Raw genomic sequence first — 20,215 nt, 5'->3', positions numbered from 1 at the left:
TTCCCCTGACACAGCCGGCAGTCCGAACGTTCCATCCAGCCGTTCGAAATCTACGTATAAATAAGGATAGTTTGTCGGGGCCCGTTCTGAAAGACGCCGAAAGTCCTCCGGCAACGCCCCGTCCGGGTCTCCGCCGCGTGGTCAGTCCGTACCCGGCGACGGGTCCAGCAGGCGGGCCGGAAGGACCGAGCTGGCGCCGAATTTCCGGGTCACCTTATCCAGGGCCTGCTCGGCGGCGCGCCAGTTGTCGTCCCGCCGGTCGAGGCTCAACTGCAGCGGCGCCTGCGCGGCCTCCTCCAGCTGTTCGGCCCGGATGCCGATGAGGCGGACGGCCATGGGGCGGTCCCCGACCGAGTCGAGCAACTGCACCGCCACGCCGTAGAGCAGCTGGGCGCTGTCCAGCGGGGTGCTGACGGTCCGGCTACGGGTAATGGTGGAGAAGTCGGCGTAGCGCAGCTTGAGCGCGACGGTCCGCGCGTGCATCCCGGCGCTCCGGAGCCGTCCCGCGGTCCGGTGGGAGAGGCGCAGCAGCTCGCGGTGCAGCAGGGCCGCGTCGGTGGTGTCCACGGCGAATGTCTCCTCTGCGCCGATGCTCTTCTCCAGCCGGACCGGTGTGACCGGCCGCGGGTCGATGCCCCACGAGAGCCGGTGGACGTGTTCGCCGGTTGCGCCGAGGATTTTCCGCAGCGAGGGCAGCGGGGTGGCGGCAACATCGGCCACGGTGCGGATCCCCATTCGGGCCAGGACCTCGACCGTCTTGGCGCCCACGCCCCAGAGCGCGTTGACCGGCAGGGTGTGGAGATAGGGCACGGTCTCCTCCGGGGCGATCAGCAGCAGCCCGTCCGGCTTGCAGCGGGTGGAGGCAATCTTTGCCACGAACTTGCTGGCGGCGATGCCAACGGAGGCGGTGATGCCTAGCTCGGCCGAGACCCGGCGTCGGATCAGGGCGCCGATCTCCCGTGGCGGGCCCAGCCGGCGGATGGCGCCGCCGACGTCGAGGAACGCCTCGTCGACGCTGAGCGGTTCCACCAGGTCGGTGATCGAGCCGAAGATGGCCATGATCTGCCCGGACACTTCGTAGTAGAGCTTGTGGCGGGGTTCGATGATGACCGCGGCCGGGCACATCCGTGCGGCGAGGGCCATCGGCATGGCCGACTTGACGCCGAACTTGCGTGCCTCGTAGGAGGCAGAGAGGACGACGGACCGTTCCCCGGGGTAACCGACGATCACCGGCTTGCCCTTGAGTTCGGGCCGGGTCCGGAGCTCCACCGAGACGAAGAAGGCATCCATGTCCACGTGCAGGATGCTGCTGCCGCGCAGCTCACGCAGCGCATCCGCGCTAAACGCCGTTCCGCCGAATGATCCGCTGCCCGTTCCGGCACTGCTGCCGCTCTCCTGCCCCACCGGATCAATCCTAGCCGCAGGGCCTGACTAAACTGGAGGCTGGATCCGGCATCAACACCAGGAGGAATGTCTTCGTGAAGGTAATTGGAGAGCGTACACGGGCCGTGGCCGCAGTCGCCGCGGCAGGGGCCCTGCTGGCCCTGACGGCCTGCACCTCCGGGGCGGGAACGCCGGCCGCATCCTCGGCGGCCGCTCCGGCACCCACCGCCACTGCCTCCGTCACCGCCTCCCCGAGCCCGTCCGCCACGCCGGGCACCTCCGCCACCGTGGGTGCCCTGGTGGCCGGCTTCCCGCAGCAGCTCCTGCCGCTGATGCCGAACGCCAAGGTGGAATCCAGCAGCTTCGACAAGACCGGCTCCCCCGCCACCGTCGCCCTGGTGGGCAAGGTATCTGCGCCGTCCTCCGACGTCGTGGCCTATTACACCCAGCAGCTGGAGGGCCAGGGGTTCAAGGCCGTCCCGGGCGAGAAGGTCGGCGCCGTGGCGTCCAAGGACTTCGTCCGGGGCGACAACGAGACCGTTAACCTCGCCGTCGTCGAGGCCTCCGGGGTGTCCACCTTCACCATCGGCGCCAACGTCGCCCCCGGGTCCGTCAAGTGAGCCTGGCCGAACAACTCCGGGACGAACAGGCCGCCTACGTTGCCGCCGTGGCCGGGAAGCTCACCGAGTTCCTGACGGGGCGGGCCGCGATCATGTCAACCATCTCGCCGGACATCGACCCCCTGATGGGGTCCATCTCCAACCTGGTCACCGGTGGCAAGCGGCTCCGGGCGCTGATGTGCTATTGGGGCTGGCGGGGCGCCGGCGGAGACGCCGCCTCCGCCGAGGTGATCACCGCGGGCTCGGCGCTGGAGCTGTTCCAGGCCGCGGCGCTGATCCACGACGACATCATTGACCGCTCCGACACCCGGCGCGGCGGCCCCAGCGTGCACCGCCGCTTCAGTGAACTGCACGGCGAGCAGGGCTGGGCCCTCGATCCCGAACGCTTCGGCCACGCCGCCGCCATCCTCACCGGCGACCTGTGCCTGTCCTTCAGCGAGGAATCCTTCACCGAGATCGGCAACCGCGCCGCCGCCGGCAGCCGGGCCCGGCTCATCTTCAACCTGATGCGCGCCGAGGTCATGGCGGGCCAGTACCTGGACATCCTCGAGGAGGTCGCCGGGCCGCGCCGCGACCGGGCCGGGGCCGTCAGCCGGGCGCAGTCCATCATCCGGTTCAAGTCCGCAAAATACTCCACTGAGCATCCGCTGGCACTGGGCGGTGCGCTTGCCGGCGCCACCGATGCCCTGCTGCGCGGGTACTCGGCCTTCGCCCTGCCGCTCGGAGAGGCCTTCCAGCTGCGCGACGACGTCTTGGGCGTGTTCGGCGACCCGGTGACCACCGGCAAGCCCGCGGGCGATGACCTCCGCGAGGGCAAGCGCACCGTTCTGGTGGCCTTCGCCCTGGAGATGGCCACCCCCGAGGAGTCCGGGTTCATCGACGCCCGCCTGGGCAGTCCGGGTCTGGGGGACGACGACGTCGAGGAGATCCGCCGCATCATCGTCGAGTGCGGGGCCCTGCAGGCCACCGAGACGCTGATCGAGGAATTCGGCCAGGCCGCCTTCGGCGCGCTGGAGTCGCTGGAACTGGACGAGCTGCCGAAGACGGCCCTGCGACGGCTCGCCGAGGCCGCCGTCAGCCGCGCGGCCTGACGCGCGTTAGCGGCAATAACGGCGACAGCAGCAGCACCGACATCAGCAGCGGCAACAGCAGCGGCAACAAAAAAGCGAAGGCCGTGCCCCGGGCAGAGTGACTGCCCCGGGCACGGCCTTCGCCGTTGACGCTGAAAGTGGATCCGGAAACCTGCGGTCCGCTACCAGGCCATTGTCTGGGCGCGCCGGCGGATCTCGGTCTTGCGGCCCTCCCGGAGGGCGTCGATCGGACGGCCGCGCAGGGATTCGTCCGCGGTGAACAGCCAGGTAATCAATTCCTCATCCGAATAACCGGCGTCGGAGAGGACCACAATGGTGCCCTTGAGGCTTTCCACCGCGTGGCCGTCCTGGATAAATGCCGCGGGCACGGAGCGGATGCGGCGCTCTCCAACCCGGATCGCCGCCAGCGCACGCTCGTCCAGCAGCGCATGAACCTTAGTGATGGAGACATTCAGCAGCTCGGCAACATCGGGCAGGGGCAGCCATTCGCCTACAAGGCTTTCTACATTACTCACGCGTCAAGAGTGCCATGTCGGGACGTATTGCGCCTAGTCAGCCGCGTCCCGGACGGTAATTCACCCCGCTCCGCAGCACCCGTCCACGACACACCCACAAAACGGTTTTACGGAATGTCAAACCGTTCTTGTGCTATTTCCCAATTCATGAGAGATTCACATAGATCACATTTGTAACTGGGGTATCTAGAGTCACACTGGTAACACCAGTAACACCGGCCTGACCTGCAGCGTTCGCCGCTGAGAAGAGGATCTTTCCCATGACGACGTCCCGTGCGCCGAAGCCAACCCCTAGGCCCGGCCTCCCGCTGATCGCGGCCACGACGGCGGCCCTGCCCGCCGTCGTCCTGTCTTCGCTGGCGATCGCCCAGCCGGCCGCCGCGGAATCCCGGCCGCGCGCCATCCCGGCCACCTTGGCCGCCGCCATGAAGGCCCAGGCCGCCGGGCTCACCGCCCAGGCCCTGCCGTCCGCGATTATCCCGGCCGCCGCCGTCTCCACCACCATCCCGGCGGCATTCCAGCCGGCCCAGGCGCCGGCCCCGGCCGAGTACACGATTGCCCGCGGCGATACCGTCAGCGCGATCGCCGGCAAGTTCGGCCTGGACACCTACCAGGTCCTGTCACTGAACAACATGCAGCCGAACACGATCATCTACCCGGGCCAGAAGATCAAGCTCAGCGGCAACGCGGTCGCCTCCCCCCAGGCTCCCGCCGCGCCGTCGGCCCCGGCACCCGCTCCCGCCGGCGGCCAGTCCTACACCGTGAAGTCCGGCGACACCCTCAGCGCGATCGCCGCCCGCAGCGGCGTCCAGCTCTCCGATGTCCTGAACTGGAACGGGCTGAACATGCGCTCGATCATCTACCCGGGCCAGCAGATCAAGGTGGGCGGCGGTTCCGCCCCCGCCGCCCCTGCACCGGCGGCCCCCGCACCGGTGGCAGCCCCCGCGCCGTCCGCGCCGGCACCGGCCCCCGCCTCCGGCTCCTACACCGTGAAGTCCGGCGACACCCTCTCCGGTATCGCGGCTAAGAACGGCGTGAAGCTCGCCGACATCCTCTCGGCGAACCGGCTGACCATGAGCAGCATCATCTACCCGGGCAACAAGCTGGTCATCCCGGGCGCGGGTTCCTCCACCACGGTCAACCCGAGCTCCAGCACGCCGCCGGCCACGGTCACGCCGCTGGTCCCGAGCACCTTCCTCGGCTTCAGCTACCCGGAGGCCGTGGTCAGCTCCGCCAACGCGAACAAGGCGATCCTGAACGCCTCACCGGTGCCCAGCACCGCGCAGATGAAGCAGATCGTCGCGGACACCGCGCGCCGGATGGGCGTCGACCCGTCCCTGGCCATGGCCTTCGCCTTCCAGGAGTCCAGCTTCAACCAGCGCTCGGTTTCCCCCGCCAATGCCATTGGCACCATGCAGGTCATCCCGTCCTCGGGACAGTGGGCCTCGGACCTGGTGGGCCGCAAGCTGAACCTGCTGGACCCGTACGACAACGCCACGGCCGGCGTCGCCATCATCCGCCAGCTGGTCCGCACCAGCAAGGACCTGGACACCGCGATCGCCGGTTACTACCAGGGCCAGTACTCGGTGAGCAAGAACGGCATGTACGACGACACCAAGGCGTACGTCGCGTCCATCAAGCGGCTGCAGCAGCAGTTCAGCTGACCCCGGCTTCGCGCGGGGCTGAGCCCTCCGTCGCGTAACGATACGGGCCCGGATTGCATGTCAATCCGGGCCCGTTTCTGTGCAGAACGTAGGATCGAATGGTGCAGGACTACACTTCGGATGCTCTCGTCGGGACCCTCGTGGACAACCGGTACCTGGTTCGTTCCAAGCTGGCCAGGGGCGGCATGTCCACCGTCTACCTCGCCACGGACCGCCGCCTGGAGCGGGACGTGGCGCTCAAGGTCCTGCACCCGCACATGGCCGGCGACCCGCAGTTCCTGGACCGCCTGGGCCGGGAGGCAAAGGCTGCGGCCCGGCTCTCCCACCCGCACGTGGTGGGCATGCTGGACCAGGGCGAGGACGGCCCGCTGGCCTACCTGGTCATGGAGTACATCAAGGGCCACACGCTCCGGGACATGCTCAAGGAACGCGGCGCCCTCACGCCGCGACTGGCCCTGGCCTACATTGACCCCGTGGTTGAGGGCCTCGCCGCCGCGCACGCCGCCGGGCTGATCCACCGTGACGTGAAGCCGGAGAACGTCCTGATCGCCGACGACGGCCGGATCAAGATCGGTGACTTCGGCCTCGCGCGGGCCATTACGACGTCGACCAGCACCGGGGCGCTGATCGGCACGGTGGCGTACCTCTCCCCCGAGCTGGTGATGGGCCGGCAGGCCGACGCCCGCAGCGACATCTACTCCCTGGGCATCATGCTCTACGAGATGCTCACCGGCCGCCAGCCGTTCGACGGCGAGGTTCCCATCCAGGTGGCCTACCAGCACGTGAACTCCAGCGTGGGCGCGCCCTCGCTCCTGGTGCCGGGACTGGCCGGGGAAATCGATGAGCTGGTGCAGTGGTGCACCGCCAACGACCCCGATAAGCGCCCGGTGGACGGGCAGGCCCTGCTCTCCGAGCTGCGCCACATCCGGACCAACCTCAGCGACGCCGAACTCGACCTGCAACCGCCCGCCGCCCGTCCCCTCTCCCCCGCGCTGCCCGCTGCCGCGGCCGGAGCTGCTGGTACGGCCGCCGGTGCCGCTGGGGGCGCTGCTGCCGGCGACGGCGGGGCGCACACCGAGTTCCTCGGCGCCATTCCGCAGCCCACCGAGGTGATCGGCCGCGGCGGCAGCAACCCCACCACCGTGATCCCGGGAACGTCCCGTCCGCCGGCCCGGGGAGCCGCCGCCGGTGGCTTCGGCCCGCTGACCGCCCCCGGCGACTCCGACGACGGCGACTCGCCCTACGGCGACTCCGGCGACAGCGGCTCCGGTTTCGGGGCGGAGGCCTGGGCCGGTGACGCCGCCGCGCCGCCGGCCAGCAAGCGCGCCCAGCGCAAGCTGGACCGGGACGAGGAGAAGGCCCGGCAGCGCGCCGCCGCCAAGCCCAGCCGCACCCTGCGGCCCGGCAACCCCCGCCGCCGCGGCCTGGTCTGGATCGTGGTGCTGGTGCTGGTGGCGGTGCTCGCCGCCGGAGCCGGGTGGTTTTTCGGGATGGGTCCCGGCTCGCCCGGCACCGTGCCGCAGGTGGGCAACAAGACCGTCGCCGAGGCCCAGGCCCTGCTGCGGACGGCCGGTTTCAACTCGACCACCCGGGACGTCTACGACGACAGCGTCTCCCCCGGCCTGGTGGTCGGCTCGGAACCCCCGGCCGGCAAGGTGATCCGCAAGTTCGAACCGGTCTCCCTGGCCGTCTCCAAGGGCCCGGAGCTCTTCCCGCTGCCCGGGCTGACCGGCAAGTCCCTGGACGAGGCGAAGACGGCGCTCAACGGCGCCGGCATGGCCCTCGGTCCGGTCACCCAGACCTTCGACGACTCCGCCCCGGCCGGTGCCGTGCTGGCGCAGGAACCGGCCAAGGGCACGCCCGCCAAGCACGGCACCCCGGTGGGCCTGACAGTCTCCAAGGGCCCGCAGCCCATCCCGGTTCCGGATGTGCGCGGCAAGGACCAGGATGCCGCCGCCAAGGCCCTGCAGGCCGCCGGGCTGCAACCCGTCGTCGCCCCCGAACCCGTCTTCGACCGCTCGGTGCCCAAGGGCGCCGTCGTCAGCCAGGACCCCGCCGGCGGCGCCACCCTCACCCGCGGCGGCTCGGTCACCCTGACCATCTCCAAGGGGCCGCGGATGGTGGACGTGCCCAGCTTCGTGGGCAAGCAGGCCAAGGAGGCCCGCGACGCGCTGGAGAAACTCGGCTTCAAGGTGCAGGTGGAGAACATCCTGGGCGGGTTCTTCGGCACCGTCCGGGCCCAGGACCCGGTCAACCGGAGTGTCCCGGAGGGATCCACCATCACCCTGACCGTGGTCTAGCCGGCAAGACCGCCCCAGGGGACTCAAGCGCAAGGACCCCCGGCCGCCATCCGGCGGCCAGGGGTCCTTGCGTTGAAGCTGGGCGTGTCCTAGCGCTTGGCGAGGGATCCGGCCACGAGGAACGCCATCTCGAGGGACTGCATGTGGTTCAGGCGGGGGTCGCAAACCGACTCGTAGCGGTCCAGGAAGGCGTCCTGGTCGATCGGGTCCGCGCCGCCCAGGCACTCGGCCACGTCGTCGCCGGTCATCTCCACGTGCAGGCCGCCCGGCACGGTGCCGAGGCCGTGGTGGACCTCGAAGAAGCCGCGCACCTCGTCGATGACGTCGTCGAAGTTGCGGGTCTTGTAGCCGTTCGGGGAGGTGACGGTGTTGCCGTGCATCGGGTCCGTGACCCACAGGACCTGCGCGCCGGAGGCGGTGACGCGCTCCACGATGGGCGGCAGCTTCTCGCGGATGTTGCCGGCGCCCATGCGGGTGATGAAGGTCAGGCGGCCCGGTTCGCGGTTCGGGTCCAGCTTGTCGATCAGCCGCAGCGCGTCGTCACCCGTGGTGGTGGGGCCGAGCTTCACGCCGATGGGGTTGCGGACCCGGGAGAGGAAGTCCACGTGGGCGTGGTCCAGCTCGCGGGTGCGCTCCCCGATCCAGAGGAAGTGCGCGGAGGTGTCGTACGGCAGGCCGGTGCGGGAGTCGATGCGGGTCAGGGCCCGTTCGTAGTCCAGCAGCAGCGCCTCGTGGCTGGCGTAGAACTCCACGCGCTTGAGCGCCTCGAAGTCCGCGCCGCAGGAGGACATGAACTTGATGGCCCGGTCGATGTCGCGGGCGAGCGATTCGTAGCGGGCGTGCGCGGGGTTCTCGGTGAAGCCCTTGTTCCACTGGTGCACCAGGCGGAGGTCCGCGAAACCGCCCTGGGTGAAGGCCCGGATCAGGTTCAGGGTCGACGCCGAGGTGTGGTACGCCTTCAGCATCCGGCCGGCGTCGTGGGCGCGGGATTCCGGGGTGAAGTCGTAGCCGTTGACGATGTCGCCGCGGTAGGCCGGGAGGGTCACACCGTCGCGGGTCTCGTCGTTGGAGGACCGCGGCTTGGCGAACTGCCCCGCCATCCGGCCCATCTTGATCACGGGCATGGCCGCGCCGTAGGTAAGCACCACGGCCATCTGCAGGATGGTCCGGACCCGGGCGCTGATCTTGTCCGCGGTGGCGGCCTCGAAGGTTTCGGCGCAGTCACCGCCCTGGAGCAGGAACGCCTCGCCCCGGGCCGCGGCGGCGAGCCGTTCCCGGAGGATGTCCACCTCGCCGGCGAACACCAGCGGCGGCAGCACGGAGAGCTCCTTGACCGAGGCCTCGAAGACGGCCGGGTCGGACCAGGTGGGCTGCTGGGAGGCCGGGAGCTTCCGCCAGTCGTCCAGCCCGGGATAGTTGGCCGCCCCGCTCTGGGAGATGCCGGCGAAGGCGCCGGCAGCGAACGCGGGGGCCACGGGGGCGCCCGGCATCGGGGAGGAGGTGAGAGGGGACGTGGAGGGTGCGGATAGCTCAGTCACCCTCCTAGGATAGTTCGCCGGGAGCGGTTCAACGGCGCCGGGGCGTCAAAGTCCGGGCCCCTCCCGTCACACTGTTCCCGGCGCCTCCGGGCCCGGGCCGGCCTCCTGCGTGGGTGCCTCGGTGGCCTTGCCGGCGAGCCGGAGCTTGACGACGGCGGCGTACTCGTCCACGTACTCCTGCCCGGAGAGTCTCATCAGCTCGTACATGATCTCGTCCGTCACGGAGCGCTGGATGAGCCGGTCGTCCTCCATGCCGTAGTAGCGGCTGAAATCCATCGGCTCGCCGAAGATCATGCCGATCCGGCGGATGTTGGGGACCCGCTTGCCGATCGGCTGGACCTTGTCCGTGCCGATCATCGCCACCGGGATCACCGGGACCCGGGCCTGCAGCGCCAGCCGGGCCACGCCCACCTTGCCGCGGTACAGCCGCGAGTCCGGGCTGCGGGTGCCCTCGGGGTAGATGCCCAGCAGCGAGCCGTTCTTCAGCACGTCCATGCCGGCGTTCAGTGACTGGGCGGAGGCCGCTCCCCCGGACCGGTCCATCGGCAGCTGGTTGGTCAGGCGGAAGAAGGCGGCCGTGAGCTTGCCCTTGACGCCCTTGCCGGTGAAGTACTCGGACTTGGCCAGGAACACTACCGGCCGGGGCACCATCAGGGGCATGAAGATGGAATCGGAGAAGGAGAGGTGGTTGGAGGCAAGGATCGCGGCGCCGCTGGCGGGAACGTTGTCCAGGCCCTTGACCCACGGCCGGAAGAGCGTCTTGAGGACCGGTCCGAGGACGAACGTCTTCATGAACCAATAAAACACGTGGTGTACCTCTCCGGCAGGCGTCTGGCCGGCCCTTCCTCGGGTCCGGCCAGGACTTCAATGACACCCTACTCTAGTGAGTTTTGTCCCGAACAGTGACACGATGGGCTCATGAGCGACAGCAGTACCTCCTCCCGGCCTGCCGCTTTCTCCTACCCCGGCCACGGCGCGAACGCGCGCACCGGCGTGGCCATCTGCCACGGCTTCACAGGCAGCCCGCTGAGCGTGCTGCCGTGGGCCGAACACCTTGCCGCCGCTGGCTACGCGGTGAGCGTTCCCTTGCTTCCCGGACACGGCACGAACTGGCGGGATCTCGCGCGCCGGAGCTGGCTGGAATGGTACGGCGCCTTCGAGGATGCCTACCGGGAACTGGCCGCCACCACCGGTACCTGCTTCGTCGCGGGCCTGTCCATGGGCGGGACCATCGCGCTGCGCACCGCCGCCCGGAACCCGGTGGCCGGAGTCGCCGTCGTCAACCCGGGGCTGAGCTTCTACGACCGGCGCGTCCGCTACGTCGGCGTCCTCAAATATCTGCAGCGCACCACCGTTCCGCTGCAGGAGGCGGAGTCGACGGCGGCAGCCACCGACGACGGCGACTACTCGCTCACGCCGCTGCAGGCCGTGCACCAGTTGCGCAAGCTCTTCTCGACCACGCTCCGGGAACTGCCCTCGGTCACCGCGCCGGCCCTGGTGTTCAAATCGGACACCGACGCCGTGGTGCCGGCCTCCTCGCTGGCCCTGCTCGAGCGCCGGCTGGGCCCGTCCGCGCCGGAGGTGGTGCGGCTGCCGGACAGCGGACACGTGGCGACCCTCGATGTCGATGCGCCACTGATCTTCGAACGCTCGCTACGCTTCTTCCAGGACCACACCCCCGCCCCCTCAGGAACCCCGGAGCAGCCATGACGCCAGCGCCCGACCACTCGCCGTTCAGCCACCCCTTCAGCGGGGAGGGTCCGAGCGTCGGCGTGGTGGTGTCCCACGGCTTCACCGGCAGCCCGCACGGTGTCCGGGCGTGGGCAGAGTCCCTCGCACGGGAAGGCTATGCCGTGCGGATGCCGCTGCTGCCGGGCCACGGCACCAGCTGGCAGGAGCTGGCCCGGACGCGCTGGCAGGAATGGCACGCCGGCCTGGAGGCCGCCTACCTGGAACTGGCGGAAGAATGCGACCACGTGGTGGTGGCCGGACTCTCGATGGGCGGGGCGCTGGCGTTGCGGCTGGCCGCCACCCACCCGGTGGCGGGCGCCGTGCTGGTCAACCCGGGCCTGGTGATCGACGATCCCCGCGCCCCGCTGGCCGGCTTCCTGCGCTTCGTCCTCAAGAGCACACCGGCGATCGCCGGGGACATCCTCAAGGAAGGCGTCGACGAGGGCGCCTACGCCCGCACCCCGGTGGCGGCCGCCTACGAGTTGAACAAGATGTTCAAGGACACGGTGCGGCTGCTCCCCCGCGTCACCGCCCCGGTGCGGGTCTACCGTTCCACGGTGGACCACGTGGTCTCGGAGGCCAGCATGACGGCGCTGCGCCGTGGACTGGTCAACGCCCCGCTGGAGGTGGTGCCGCTGAGGAACAGCTACCACGTGGCTACCATGGACAACGACGCGCCGCAGATCTTCAGCGGCACGGCCGAATTCATCCGCTCGATCGTGGCAGCCCACGAACCGGGCGCCAGCAGCAGCCAAGGAAGAAACGGCAGATGACGCATTCCGATCCCAAGTCCCCGGACCCGGATTCCGGCGCGAACCAGGACGATGCCGTCTGGCTGGACCTGGTGGCGCGGCTGGAGCAGACCGATTCGGGCCTGACTCCGGAACCCGCCGCAGGCGGGGAAAAGACAGGCGGAGAAGAGACAGCCGGGGGAAAAACTGGCGCCGATGGGACCGGCGGTCAAAAGACGGATGGAGACGGCTTTGGCAAGGGTGGCGCCGGCACCGGAGCCGCCGGGGATCCTGCCGGGCCGCGGCGCTTTAGCGACTTCGACCCGCTGGGCCTGGCCGCGCCGGGACCCGGATCAGCCCCGGGGTCTGCCCCCGCACCGGGCGGCGCGGCGGGCAGCGGGCCGCGGGACTACGAGGCCGACGACGGGGACGGCGAGTTCGTGCCGGAGGAGCCGCCGAAACTCTCGGACACGGACCCGTTGACCATGCTGGCGTGGATCGGCGCGGTGGGCGGTCCGATTGCCCTGCTGCTCTCGGTGATGTTCTGGCGCTCGGCCCCGCTGCTGGCGATCATCGGCATGGTGGCCGCGTTCGCGGTGTCCGTGGTCTACCTGATCACCAAGCTTCCGCACGAAAAAGACGAGTACGACGACGGCGCCCGGGTCTGACGTGCCCCGGCGCGGTACCGCTAGCTCCGCATCCGGCTGCTGACCCGGGACAGGTCGGCGGCGCCGATCAGGCCCGCGTTGGGGCCGAGCGCCGCGAGCTCGATCCGGGCCGCCGGGCGGAAGCCCCGCCCGGTGAGGTTGCGGGCGAAGGCCGTGCGGGCCGGGCCGACGAGCAGCTCGCCGGCATCGCAGAGCCCGCCGCCGATCACGAAGGTCCCCGGGTCCAGGGCGGCGGCCAGGTTGGCCAGGCCCAGGCCAAGCCACTCACCTACGTCCTCCAGCAGTTCACGGGCGGTGGGGTCCCCGGCCTTGGCCAGTTCGGTCACGGTGACGCCGGTGATGTCCCCGACGCGGCCGCCGACGGCCTTGAGCAGTTCCTGCGCCATCGGGGAGTTGGCTGCGGCAAGTTCACGGGCCTCGCGGCCCAGCGCATTCCCGGAGGCGTACTGTTCCCAGCAACCCCGGTTTCCGCATTCGCAGCGGTGGCCGCCGGGCTGGATGATCTGGTGGCCGAATTCGCCGGCGACGCCGAAGCGTCCGCGTTCCAGCCGGCCGTCCATCACCATCGCCCCGCCGATGCCGGTGCCCAGGGTGATGCAGACCAGCCGGTCCTCCCCGCGGCCGGCGCCAAAGCGCCACTCGGCCCAGCCGGCGGCGTCGGCGTCGTTGGTCAGCAGCACGGGCCGGCGCAGCAGCCGCTGCAGGTTCTCCCGCAGCGGCTCGTTCCGCCAGGCGAGGTGGGGGCTGAAGAGCACGGTGGCGCCGTCGAGGTCCATCCAGCCGGCGGCGCCGATGCCTACGGACCAGATCCGGTGCCCCTGGCCCAGCTCCTCGACCAGCTCCACGATCACCTGCTCCACGGCGCGGGGGTCGTTGCCGGGGGTGGACCGCCGCGCCTGCTTGAGGATCCTGCCCTCGGCGTCGACCACGCCCGCCGCCACCTTGGTGCCGCCGATGTCGATGCCGATCGCCAGGCCCTTGCGGCCCAGCCGGAGGTGTTCGCGGAAGCGGCCTGCCGGCTCGGCGCCCGGGCGGCGTGTGGTCCGGTGCCGCCACATGGGGCTCCGGCGGGACGGGGCCGGCTGCGGGCCCGGAAGTGGAGTGTGCATCGCTCCTCATTCTAGGGCCAGCCGCCCCACCGTCCCGGGGCGGCGCGGACCGCCGGGAGGCCCGCCGGGTGGCATTAGGCCCCCGCCGGCCGTAAAGTTACTGGCCAGTAGGTGAAGTGCGCCACACCCGTAAGAGGGCCGCGTACTAGTCTTAGTCGTACCCCTCGGGGGTTTACGGATATCAAAGGAGCTATCGTGCGAGAAATTATTGTCCCGCCCCTGGTCACCGTCCCGCCGGAGACAAACATCACCGACCTGGTGCTGCGCCAGGCGGCGAAGCAGTCCAACCCTGCACTGTTCTCCCGGCTCGACGCCGCCGGGCAGTGGCAGGACATCCGCGCCACCGAGTTCCTGGCCGACGCCTCCGCCCTCGCCAAGGGCCTGATGGCCAGCGGTGTGGGCGCCGGCGACCGGGTGGGCATCATGTCCCGCACCCGCTACGAATGGTCCCTGATCGACTTCGCTATCTGGTTCGCCGGAGCCGTGTCGGTGCCGATCTACGAGACCTCCTCCCCCTCCCAGGTCGCCTGGAACCTCGGCGACTCCGGCGCCGTCGCCGCGTTCGGCGAGTCCGCACACCACGAGGACATCATCCGCCAGGCCGCCACCTCCGAGGGCCTGACCGCACTCCGCCACGTCTGGCAGCTCGAGGGCGAGGCCCTGGACGAGGTCCGCGCCGCCGGCGCCGGGATCAGCGACGAGGAGCTGGAGCAGCGCCGCTCAAGCGCCGGACTCGCCGACCTGGCCACCATCATCTACACCTCGGGCACCACCGGCCGGCCCAAGGGCTGCGAGCTGACCCACGGCAACTTCGTGGAACTCTCCGACAACGTGCTGGCCACCTCCCTGGGCCTGACCGTCAACGAGGACGCCCGCACCATCATGTTCCTGCCGCTGGCGCACGTCTTCGCCCGGTTTATCTCGGTCCTGGCCGTGGCGGCCGGCGTGACCGTGGCGCACACCCCGGACATCAAGAACCTGTTGCCGGACCTGCAGAGCTACAAACCCACCTTCATCCTGGCCGTCCCCCGGGTCTTCGAGAAGGTCTACAACTCGGCCCTGACCAAGGCCGAGGACGGCGGCAAGGGCGCCATCTTCCACCGCGCCGCGGAGACCGCCATTGCATACTCCCGGGCCCGGCAGGACGGGAAGGTGGGGCTGATACTGCGCGCCAAGCATGCCCTCTTCGACAAGCTGGTCTACGGCAAGCTCCGCGACGCCATGGGCGGCCAGGTGGCCCACGCGGTCTCCGGCGGCGGCCCGCTGGGCGCCCGGCTGGGCCACTTCTTCCAGGGCATCGGCCTGCAGATCCTTGAGGGCTACGGCCTGACCGAGACCACCGCCCCGGTCACCGTCAACACGCCCTCGCTGATCAAGATCGGCACCGTCGGGGCGCCCATCCCGGGCAACGCGGTGAAGATCGCCGACGACGGCGAGATCCTCGCCAAGGGCGTCTGCGTGATGCGCGGCTACTTCAACCGGCCGGACCTGACGGATGAAGCGTTCATCGACGGCTGGTTCCGGACCGGCGACATCGGCCAGCTCGATGACCAGGGCTTCCTGACCATCACCGGCCGGAAGAAGGAAATCATCGTCACCGCCGGCGGCAAGAACGTGGTCCCGGCACTGCTCGAGGACCAGATCCGGGCCGACGCCCTGGTCTCCCAGGTGCTGGTGGTGGGCGACAACCGCCCGTTCATCGGCGCCCTGGTAACCCTGGACGAGGAGGCCCTCCCGGGCTGGCTGCAGCGCCACAACCTGTCCGCGTCCGGCGTGGCCGAGGCCGCGGAGCTCCCGGCGGTCCACGCCGCGGTCCAGGAGCTGATCAACCGGGCCAACCAGTCGGTCTCCCAGGCCGAGGCGATCAAGTCCTTCCGCATCGTCCCCTCGGACTTCACCGAGGCCTCGGGCCACCTGACCCCCTCGATGAAGGTCAAGCGCGCCCAGGTCCTCAAGGACTTCGACGCCGTCATCGAGGAGATGTACGCGGCCAGGCGCCCCACGCATGCCTGAGCCGCGGGCGCACCGGCCACAGCAGCCGGTGGCCAGCAACCGGTAACCAGAAACCAGAAAGGGCTCCCCCGGCGTCAGCCGGAGGAGCCCTTTCTGGTGCGTGGGTCCTACTCCCCGATGACCAGCAGCAGGTCCCCGCCCTGGACCTGTTCGACGGCGCCGACCGCCAGCCGTGCCACGGTGCCGGCCACCGGCGTCGTGATGGAGGCTTCCATCTTCATCGCCTCAATGGTGGCCACCGTGTCGCCCGCGTTCACCTTGTCCCCGGCCTTGACGGTCAGGGTGACGGCGCCGGCGAACGGTGCTGCCACCTGGCCCGGCTGGGAGGCATCGGCGCGCTCGGCGGCCTTGACGTTGCTGACCACGGACCGGTCGCGGACCACGACGGGCCGCGACTGGCCGTTCAGGGTGCACATCACGGTGCGCATGCCCTTCTCGTCGGGTTCGGAAACGGCCTCGAGCGAGGCGATCAGGCGGACGCCCTTCTCCAGCTCGATCTCGTGCTCGGCGCCGCGCTGCAGGCCGAAGAGGTAGTCGCGGGTATCCAGGACCGAGAGGTTGCCGTAGGTCTCGACGCTCTTCTGGTAGTCCTTGGTGGGCCCGGCGAAGAGCAGACGGTTGAGGGTCTGCTGCACCGTCTTGGAGTCGCCCTTGAGCGCGGCGCTGTCCTCGGCGCTGAGCTCCACGTCCCGGACCTTGACGCTGCGGCCCTGCAGGGCCTTGGTGCGGAACGGTTCCGGCCAGCCACCGGGCGGGTCGCCGAGTTCGCCGGAGAGGAAGCCGATCACGGAGTCCGGGATGTCGTACTTCTGCGGGTTCTCGTTGAAGTCAGCCGGGTCGGCGTTGAGGCCCACCAGGTGCAGGGCGAGGTCGCCGACCACCTTCGAGGAGGGCGTTACCTTGACGAGCCGGCCGAGGATGCGGTCGGCCGCGGTGTACATGTCCTCGATGGCCTCGAAGCGCTCACCCAGGCCCAGCGCCATGGCCTGCTGGCGCAGGTTGGAGAGCTGGCCTCCGGGGATCTCGTGCTGGTAGACCCGGCCGGTGGGGCCGGGCAGGCCCGACTCGAACGGGGCGTAGACGCGGCGGACGGCCTCCCAGTAGGGCTCCAGGGAGCAGACGCTGTCCAGGTCCAGGCCGGTGTCCCGCGGCGTGTGCGCGAGGGCCGCGACCAGGGCGGAGGCGGCAACCTGGCTGGTGGTGCCGGCCAGGGAGGCGGAGGCGACGTCGACTGCGTCGACCCCGGCGTCCGCGGCCGCCATCAGGGTGGCCAGCTGGCCGCCGGCGGTGTCGTGGGTGTGCAGGTGGACGGGGAGGTCGAAGCGTTCCCGCAGGGCGGTGACCAGCTTGGCCGCGGCTGCCGGACGCAGCAGGCCGGCCATGTCCTTGATCGCGAGGATGTGCGCCCCTGCGTCGACGATCTTCTGCGCCAGCTCCAGGTAGTAGTCCAGGGTGTAGAGCTTCTCCTCGGGATCGAGCATGTCCGAGGTGTAGCAAAGCGCCACCTCGGCCACGGCGGTCCCGGTGTCGCGGACGGCGCGGATGGCCGGGGCCATCTGGTTGACGTCGTTGAGGGCGTCGAAGATGCGGAAGATGTCGATGCCGGTCTTCGCCGCCTCGTTGACGAACGCCACCGTCACCTCCTCCGGGTAGGGGGTGTAGCCCACCGTGTTCCGGCCGCGGAGCAGCATCTGCAGGCAGACGTTGGGCAGCGCCTTGCGCAGGGCCGTCAGCCGGTCCCAGGGGTCCTCGCCGAGGAAGCGGAGGGCGACGTCGTAGGTCGCCCCGCCCCAGGCCTCGACCGAGAGCAGCTCGGGCAGCAGCTTGGACACGGCGGGGGCGGCGGCGACGAGGTCGCGGGTGCGCACCCGGGTGGCCAGCAGCGACTGGTGCGCGTCGCGGAAGGTGGTGTCCGTGACGGCGACGGCGTTCTGCTCGCGCAGGGCGCGGGCGAAGCCCTCCGGACCGAGTTCCTGCAGCCGCTGGCGCGAGCCGGGGCGGGCCTCGGAATCGGGCAGCGCGGGCAGCTTGTCGGCAGGGTCCGTGTGCACGGTCAGCTCGCCGTTGGGCTTGTTGACGGTGACGTCGGCCAGCCAGGTCAGCAGTTTGGTGCCGCGGTCCGCGGAGACGCGGGCCTTGAGTAGCTCGGGACGCTCGTCGATGAAGGACGTGGCGACGTCGCCGGCGATGAAGTCCGGGTCGTCCAGGACGGCCTGGAGGAAGGAAATGTTAGTGGAGACGCCGCGGATGCGGAACTCGGCCAGGGCCCGGCGGGCGCGGGCGACGGCGGTCGGGTAGTCGCGGCCGCGGCAGGTGAGCTTGACCAGCATGGAGTCGAAGTGCGGGCTGATCTCGGCGCCGGAGTACACGGTGCCGCCGTCGAGCCGGACCCCGGCGCCGCCGGCGGAACGGTAGCCGGTGATCTTTCCGACGTCGGGCCGGAAGCCGTTGGCCGGATCCTCGGTGGTGATGCGGGACTGCAGGGCGGCGCCGCGCAGCCGGACGGTGTCCTGCGAGAGGCCGAGGTCCGCGAGCGTCTCGCCGGAGGCGATGCGCAGCTGGGCCTGGACCAGGTCGACGTCGGTGACTTCCTCGGTCACGGTGTGCTCGACCTGGATGCGCGGGTTCATCTCGATGAAGACGTGCTGGCCTGCCCGGTCCCCCACGGTGTCGACCAGGAATTCGACGGTGCCGGCGTTGACGTAGTTCAAGGCCTTGGCGAACTTCACGGCGTCACGGTAGAGGGCCTGGCGGATGCCCTCGTCCAGGTTCGGCGCCGGGGCGATCTCGATGACCTTCTGGTGGCGGCGCTGGATGGAGCAGTCGCGCTCGAACAGGTGCATGACGTTGCCCTCGGCGTCGGCCAGGATCTGCACCTCGATGTGGCGGGGCCGCAGGACGGCCTGCTCCAGGAACATGGTGGGGTCGCCGAATGCGGCGTCCGCCTCGCGCATGGCGGCCTGCAGGGCCTCGGGCAGCGCCTCCCGGGTGTCGACGCGGCGCATGCCGCGGCCGCCGCCGCCGGCGACGGCCTTGGCGAAGACGGGGAAACCGATCTCATCCGCGGCGGCGATCAGTTCGTCGACGTCCTTGGACGGCTTGCTGGACTTCAGGACCGGGACGCCGGCCTTGCGGGCGGCCTCCAGGGCGGCGACCTTGTTGCCGGCCAGTTCCAAGACCTCGGCGGGCGGGCCCACGAAGGTGATTCCGGCGTCCGCGGCGGCCCGGGCCAGGTTGGGGTTTTCCGAGAGGAAGCCGTAGCCGGGGTAGATGGCGTCGGCGCCTGCCTCCTTGGCGACCCGGACCACCTCGTCGACGTCGAGGTAGGCGCGGACCGGGTGGCCTTCCTCGCCAATCAGGTAAGCCTCGTCGGCCTTTTGGCGGTGGATCGAGTTGCGGTCCTCGGTGGGAAACACCGCAACGGTCTTGGCTCCCAGCTCGTAGCTGGCACGGAAGGCGCGGATCGCGATTTCGCCGCGGTTAGCCACCAGAATCTTGGAAAACATACTTCTCCCTGCATCTTCGCGGGCGGTTCGGTAAGTGGTCACAGTTTCTAAGACGGTGGCGGCCAACACAAATCATTGTGGCCGTCATCACAGAATTATCCGTCATGTGCCCGGGAAGCGGCAGACGGCGTCCGCCGCCCTCCGGCACGGGGTTGTTCCGCGGCCGGGGAGCAGCGAAGACACGGCCCGGGGCACGGACTCATCCGTGGGCTGCGGCGCGGCCCGAGGGACCGGACTTCCGCCTCTGCCGGGGTGGATGAGGCGGGTTTATTGTGCGCCGCCGCCTATGATGGGTAGGTGGGTGGCGCATGTCCGCCCCGGCCCGGAGGAACGCACGGGCCGGCATGACCCAGTCTCGGCAACCGGCGTTAGGTATTGGTTTTCAAGTGCACGTAGTCAGCATCAGCAGCCTCAAAGGCGGAGTCGGCAAGACATCGGTGACCACCGGGCTGGCCTCGGCCGCCCTCGCCGCCGGCATCCCCACCCTGGTGGTCGACCTTGACCCGCACGCCGACGCCAGCACCGCCCTGGGCGTCCGCGCCGGCGAGCAGCTGGACATCGGCCGCATGCTGAAGTCCCCGCGCCGCGCCCGCCTGGCCGAGAACGTGGTCCCCAGCGGCTGGCTGGAGCGCGGTAACGCCACCGCCGGAACCCGCGCCGGCAACAGCGAAGAATCCATTCTGGATGTCGCCGTCGGCTCCGCCTACACCGGCATCTACGACCGCCCGGACCTGGGCCGCCGCGACCTGCGCCGCCTCTCCACCGTCCTGGCCGGCGCCGACCGGTACGAGCTGGTCCTGATCGACTGCCCGCCGTCCCTCAACGGCCTCACCCGGATGGCCTGGTCCGCCAGCGACAAGGTGGCCCTGGTGGCCGAACCCGGCCTCTTCTCCGTGGCCGGCACCGAGCGCACCATGCGCGCCATCCAGCTGTTCCGCCAGGAGTTTGCCCCCGGGCTCATGCCGGCCGGCATCGTTGCCAACCGGGTCCGCACGGGCTCGGCGGAGCACGCCTTCCGCCTCTCCGAGATGGACTCGATGTTCGGCGAGCTGCTGCTCACCCCGCACATCCCGGAACAGGCCAACTGGCAGCAGATCCAGGGTGCCGCCCACGCCGTGCACTCCTGGCCGGGCGACTCGGCCAAGAGCGCCGCCGGCCTCTTCGACGAACTGCTGGCGAACCTGCTGGGCAACCGCGGCGAACTCGTCGGCGCGGGCCGGGTCCGGGACCGCAGCAGCCGCTGACGCTTTCCCCGCCGGGGGCCGATTAAACGAAAGAAGCGCGTCTCTTGGCGACCTTCACGCCGCCGCCCTTGCCACGGCCGCCCGCATGAATCTGTGCCTTCA

15 protein-coding genes are annotated in these 20,215 nt (G+C 70.1%); 9 read left to right on the top strand and 6 right to left on the bottom strand.

Going from position 1 to position 20,215, the window contains the following annotated elements:
* Nucleotides 1–141: 141 nt before the first annotated feature.
* A complete protein-coding gene (dinB, locus tag AB0305_RS13765) occupies nucleotides 142–1,329 on the bottom strand; it encodes a DNA polymerase IV (protein WP_364137964.1) in 1,188 nt (395 codons plus the stop codon).
* Nucleotides 1,330–1,478: 149 nt separating this feature from the next.
* Here dinB and AB0305_RS13760 point away from each other — a divergent pair, with 149 nt between their 5' ends.
* Nucleotides 1,479–2,003 (top strand): hypothetical protein, encoded by a 525-nt coding sequence (locus AB0305_RS13760; protein ID WP_290258196.1) that lies wholly within the window; start codon nucleotides 1,479–1,481, stop codon nucleotides 2,001–2,003.
* Entirely contained in the window at nucleotides 2,000–3,094 is a 1,095-nt protein-coding gene (locus AB0305_RS13755; RefSeq protein ID WP_364137862.1) for a polyprenyl synthetase family protein, read from the top strand. The genes AB0305_RS13760 and AB0305_RS13755 overlap by 4 nt, the downstream gene beginning before the upstream one ends.
* Before the next feature lie 161 nt (nucleotides 3,095–3,255).
* On the opposite strand, the gene AB0305_RS13750 is transcribed toward AB0305_RS13755, so the two are convergent.
* Entirely contained in the window at nucleotides 3,256–3,609 is a 354-nt protein-coding gene (locus AB0305_RS13750; protein WP_290258198.1) for an Rv2175c family DNA-binding protein, read from the bottom strand.
* A 260-nt stretch (nucleotides 3,610–3,869) separates the two neighbouring features.
* On the opposite strand from AB0305_RS13750, the gene AB0305_RS13745 reads away from it, so the two are divergent.
* Nucleotides 3,870–5,273 carry a LysM peptidoglycan-binding domain-containing protein gene (locus tag AB0305_RS13745; RefSeq protein WP_364137864.1) on the top strand — a complete coding sequence of 468 codons (1,404 nt, stop codon included), beginning with the start codon at nucleotides 3,870–3,872 and terminating at the stop codon, nucleotides 5,271–5,273.
* Between the two features lie 98 nt (nucleotides 5,274–5,371).
* Nucleotides 5,372–7,573, top strand: a complete 2,202-nt coding sequence (locus tag AB0305_RS13740) for a PASTA domain-containing protein (protein WP_364137866.1) — start codon at nucleotides 5,372–5,374, stop codon at nucleotides 7,571–7,573.
* Between the two features lie 89 nt (nucleotides 7,574–7,662).
* Here AB0305_RS13740 and AB0305_RS13735 read toward each other — a convergent pair whose 3' ends face one another.
* Together AB0305_RS13735 and AB0305_RS13730 are read right to left on the bottom strand one after the other, a co-directional pair.
* Nucleotides 7,663–9,111 (bottom strand): class II 3-deoxy-7-phosphoheptulonate synthase, encoded by a 1,449-nt coding sequence (locus AB0305_RS13735; RefSeq protein ID WP_290258202.1) that lies wholly within the window; start codon nucleotides 9,109–9,111, stop codon nucleotides 7,663–7,665.
* A 66-nt stretch (nucleotides 9,112–9,177) separates the two neighbouring features.
* A complete protein-coding gene (locus tag AB0305_RS13730; RefSeq protein WP_290258203.1) occupies nucleotides 9,178–9,918 on the bottom strand; it encodes a lysophospholipid acyltransferase family protein in 741 nt (246 codons plus the stop codon).
* Between the two features lie 111 nt (nucleotides 9,919–10,029).
* Between AB0305_RS13730 and AB0305_RS13725 the strand changes: the two genes are divergently transcribed.
* The 3 genes from AB0305_RS13725 to AB0305_RS13715 are packed head-to-tail and all read left to right on the top strand — an operon-like array spanning nucleotide 10,030 to nucleotide 12,241.
* Nucleotides 10,030–10,821, top strand: a complete 792-nt coding sequence (locus tag AB0305_RS13725; RefSeq protein ID WP_364137869.1) for an alpha/beta fold hydrolase — start codon at nucleotides 10,030–10,032, stop codon at nucleotides 10,819–10,821.
* Nucleotides 10,818–11,615, top strand: coding sequence for an alpha/beta fold hydrolase (locus AB0305_RS13720; RefSeq protein ID WP_364137871.1), 798 nt, complete (start codon nucleotides 10,818–10,820; stop codon nucleotides 11,613–11,615). The genes AB0305_RS13725 and AB0305_RS13720 overlap by 4 nt, the downstream gene beginning before the upstream one ends.
* Nucleotides 11,612–12,241, top strand: a complete 630-nt coding sequence (locus AB0305_RS13715; RefSeq protein WP_364137873.1) for a hypothetical protein — start codon at nucleotides 11,612–11,614, stop codon at nucleotides 12,239–12,241. The genes AB0305_RS13720 and AB0305_RS13715 overlap by 4 nt, the downstream gene beginning before the upstream one ends.
* Before the next feature lie 20 nt (nucleotides 12,242–12,261).
* Here AB0305_RS13715 and AB0305_RS13710 read toward each other — a convergent pair whose 3' ends face one another.
* Nucleotides 12,262–13,350 carry an ROK family glucokinase gene (locus AB0305_RS13710; RefSeq protein WP_364137875.1) on the bottom strand — a complete coding sequence of 363 codons (1,089 nt, stop codon included), beginning with the start codon at nucleotides 13,348–13,350 and terminating at the stop codon, nucleotides 12,262–12,264.
* A 195-nt stretch (nucleotides 13,351–13,545) separates the two neighbouring features.
* Between AB0305_RS13710 and AB0305_RS13705 the strand changes: the two genes are divergently transcribed.
* Nucleotides 13,546–15,363 (top strand): AMP-dependent synthetase/ligase, encoded by a 1,818-nt coding sequence (locus AB0305_RS13705; RefSeq protein WP_364137877.1) that lies wholly within the window; start codon nucleotides 13,546–13,548, stop codon nucleotides 15,361–15,363.
* Between the two features lie 107 nt (nucleotides 15,364–15,470).
* On the opposite strand, the gene AB0305_RS13700 is transcribed toward AB0305_RS13705, so the two are convergent.
* Nucleotides 15,471–18,869: a pyruvate carboxylase gene (locus AB0305_RS13700; protein WP_364137879.1), complete on the bottom strand. Its 3,399-nt coding sequence runs from the start codon at nucleotides 18,867–18,869 to the stop codon at nucleotides 15,471–15,473.
* 386 nt (nucleotides 18,870–19,255) lie between these two features.
* Between AB0305_RS13700 and AB0305_RS13695 the strand changes: the two genes are divergently transcribed.
* Nucleotides 19,256–20,113 (top strand): ParA family protein, encoded by an 858-nt coding sequence (locus AB0305_RS13695; RefSeq protein ID WP_364137881.1) that lies wholly within the window; start codon nucleotides 19,256–19,258, stop codon nucleotides 20,111–20,113.
* The last annotated feature ends 102 nt before the right edge of the window (nucleotides 20,114–20,215 follow it).

The sequence above is a fragment of the Arthrobacter sp. NPDC080086 genome, assembly GCF_040702285.1.
Note: the sequence above shows the minus strand (reverse complement) of the source record. Positions and strands in the feature narration are given on the sequence as shown.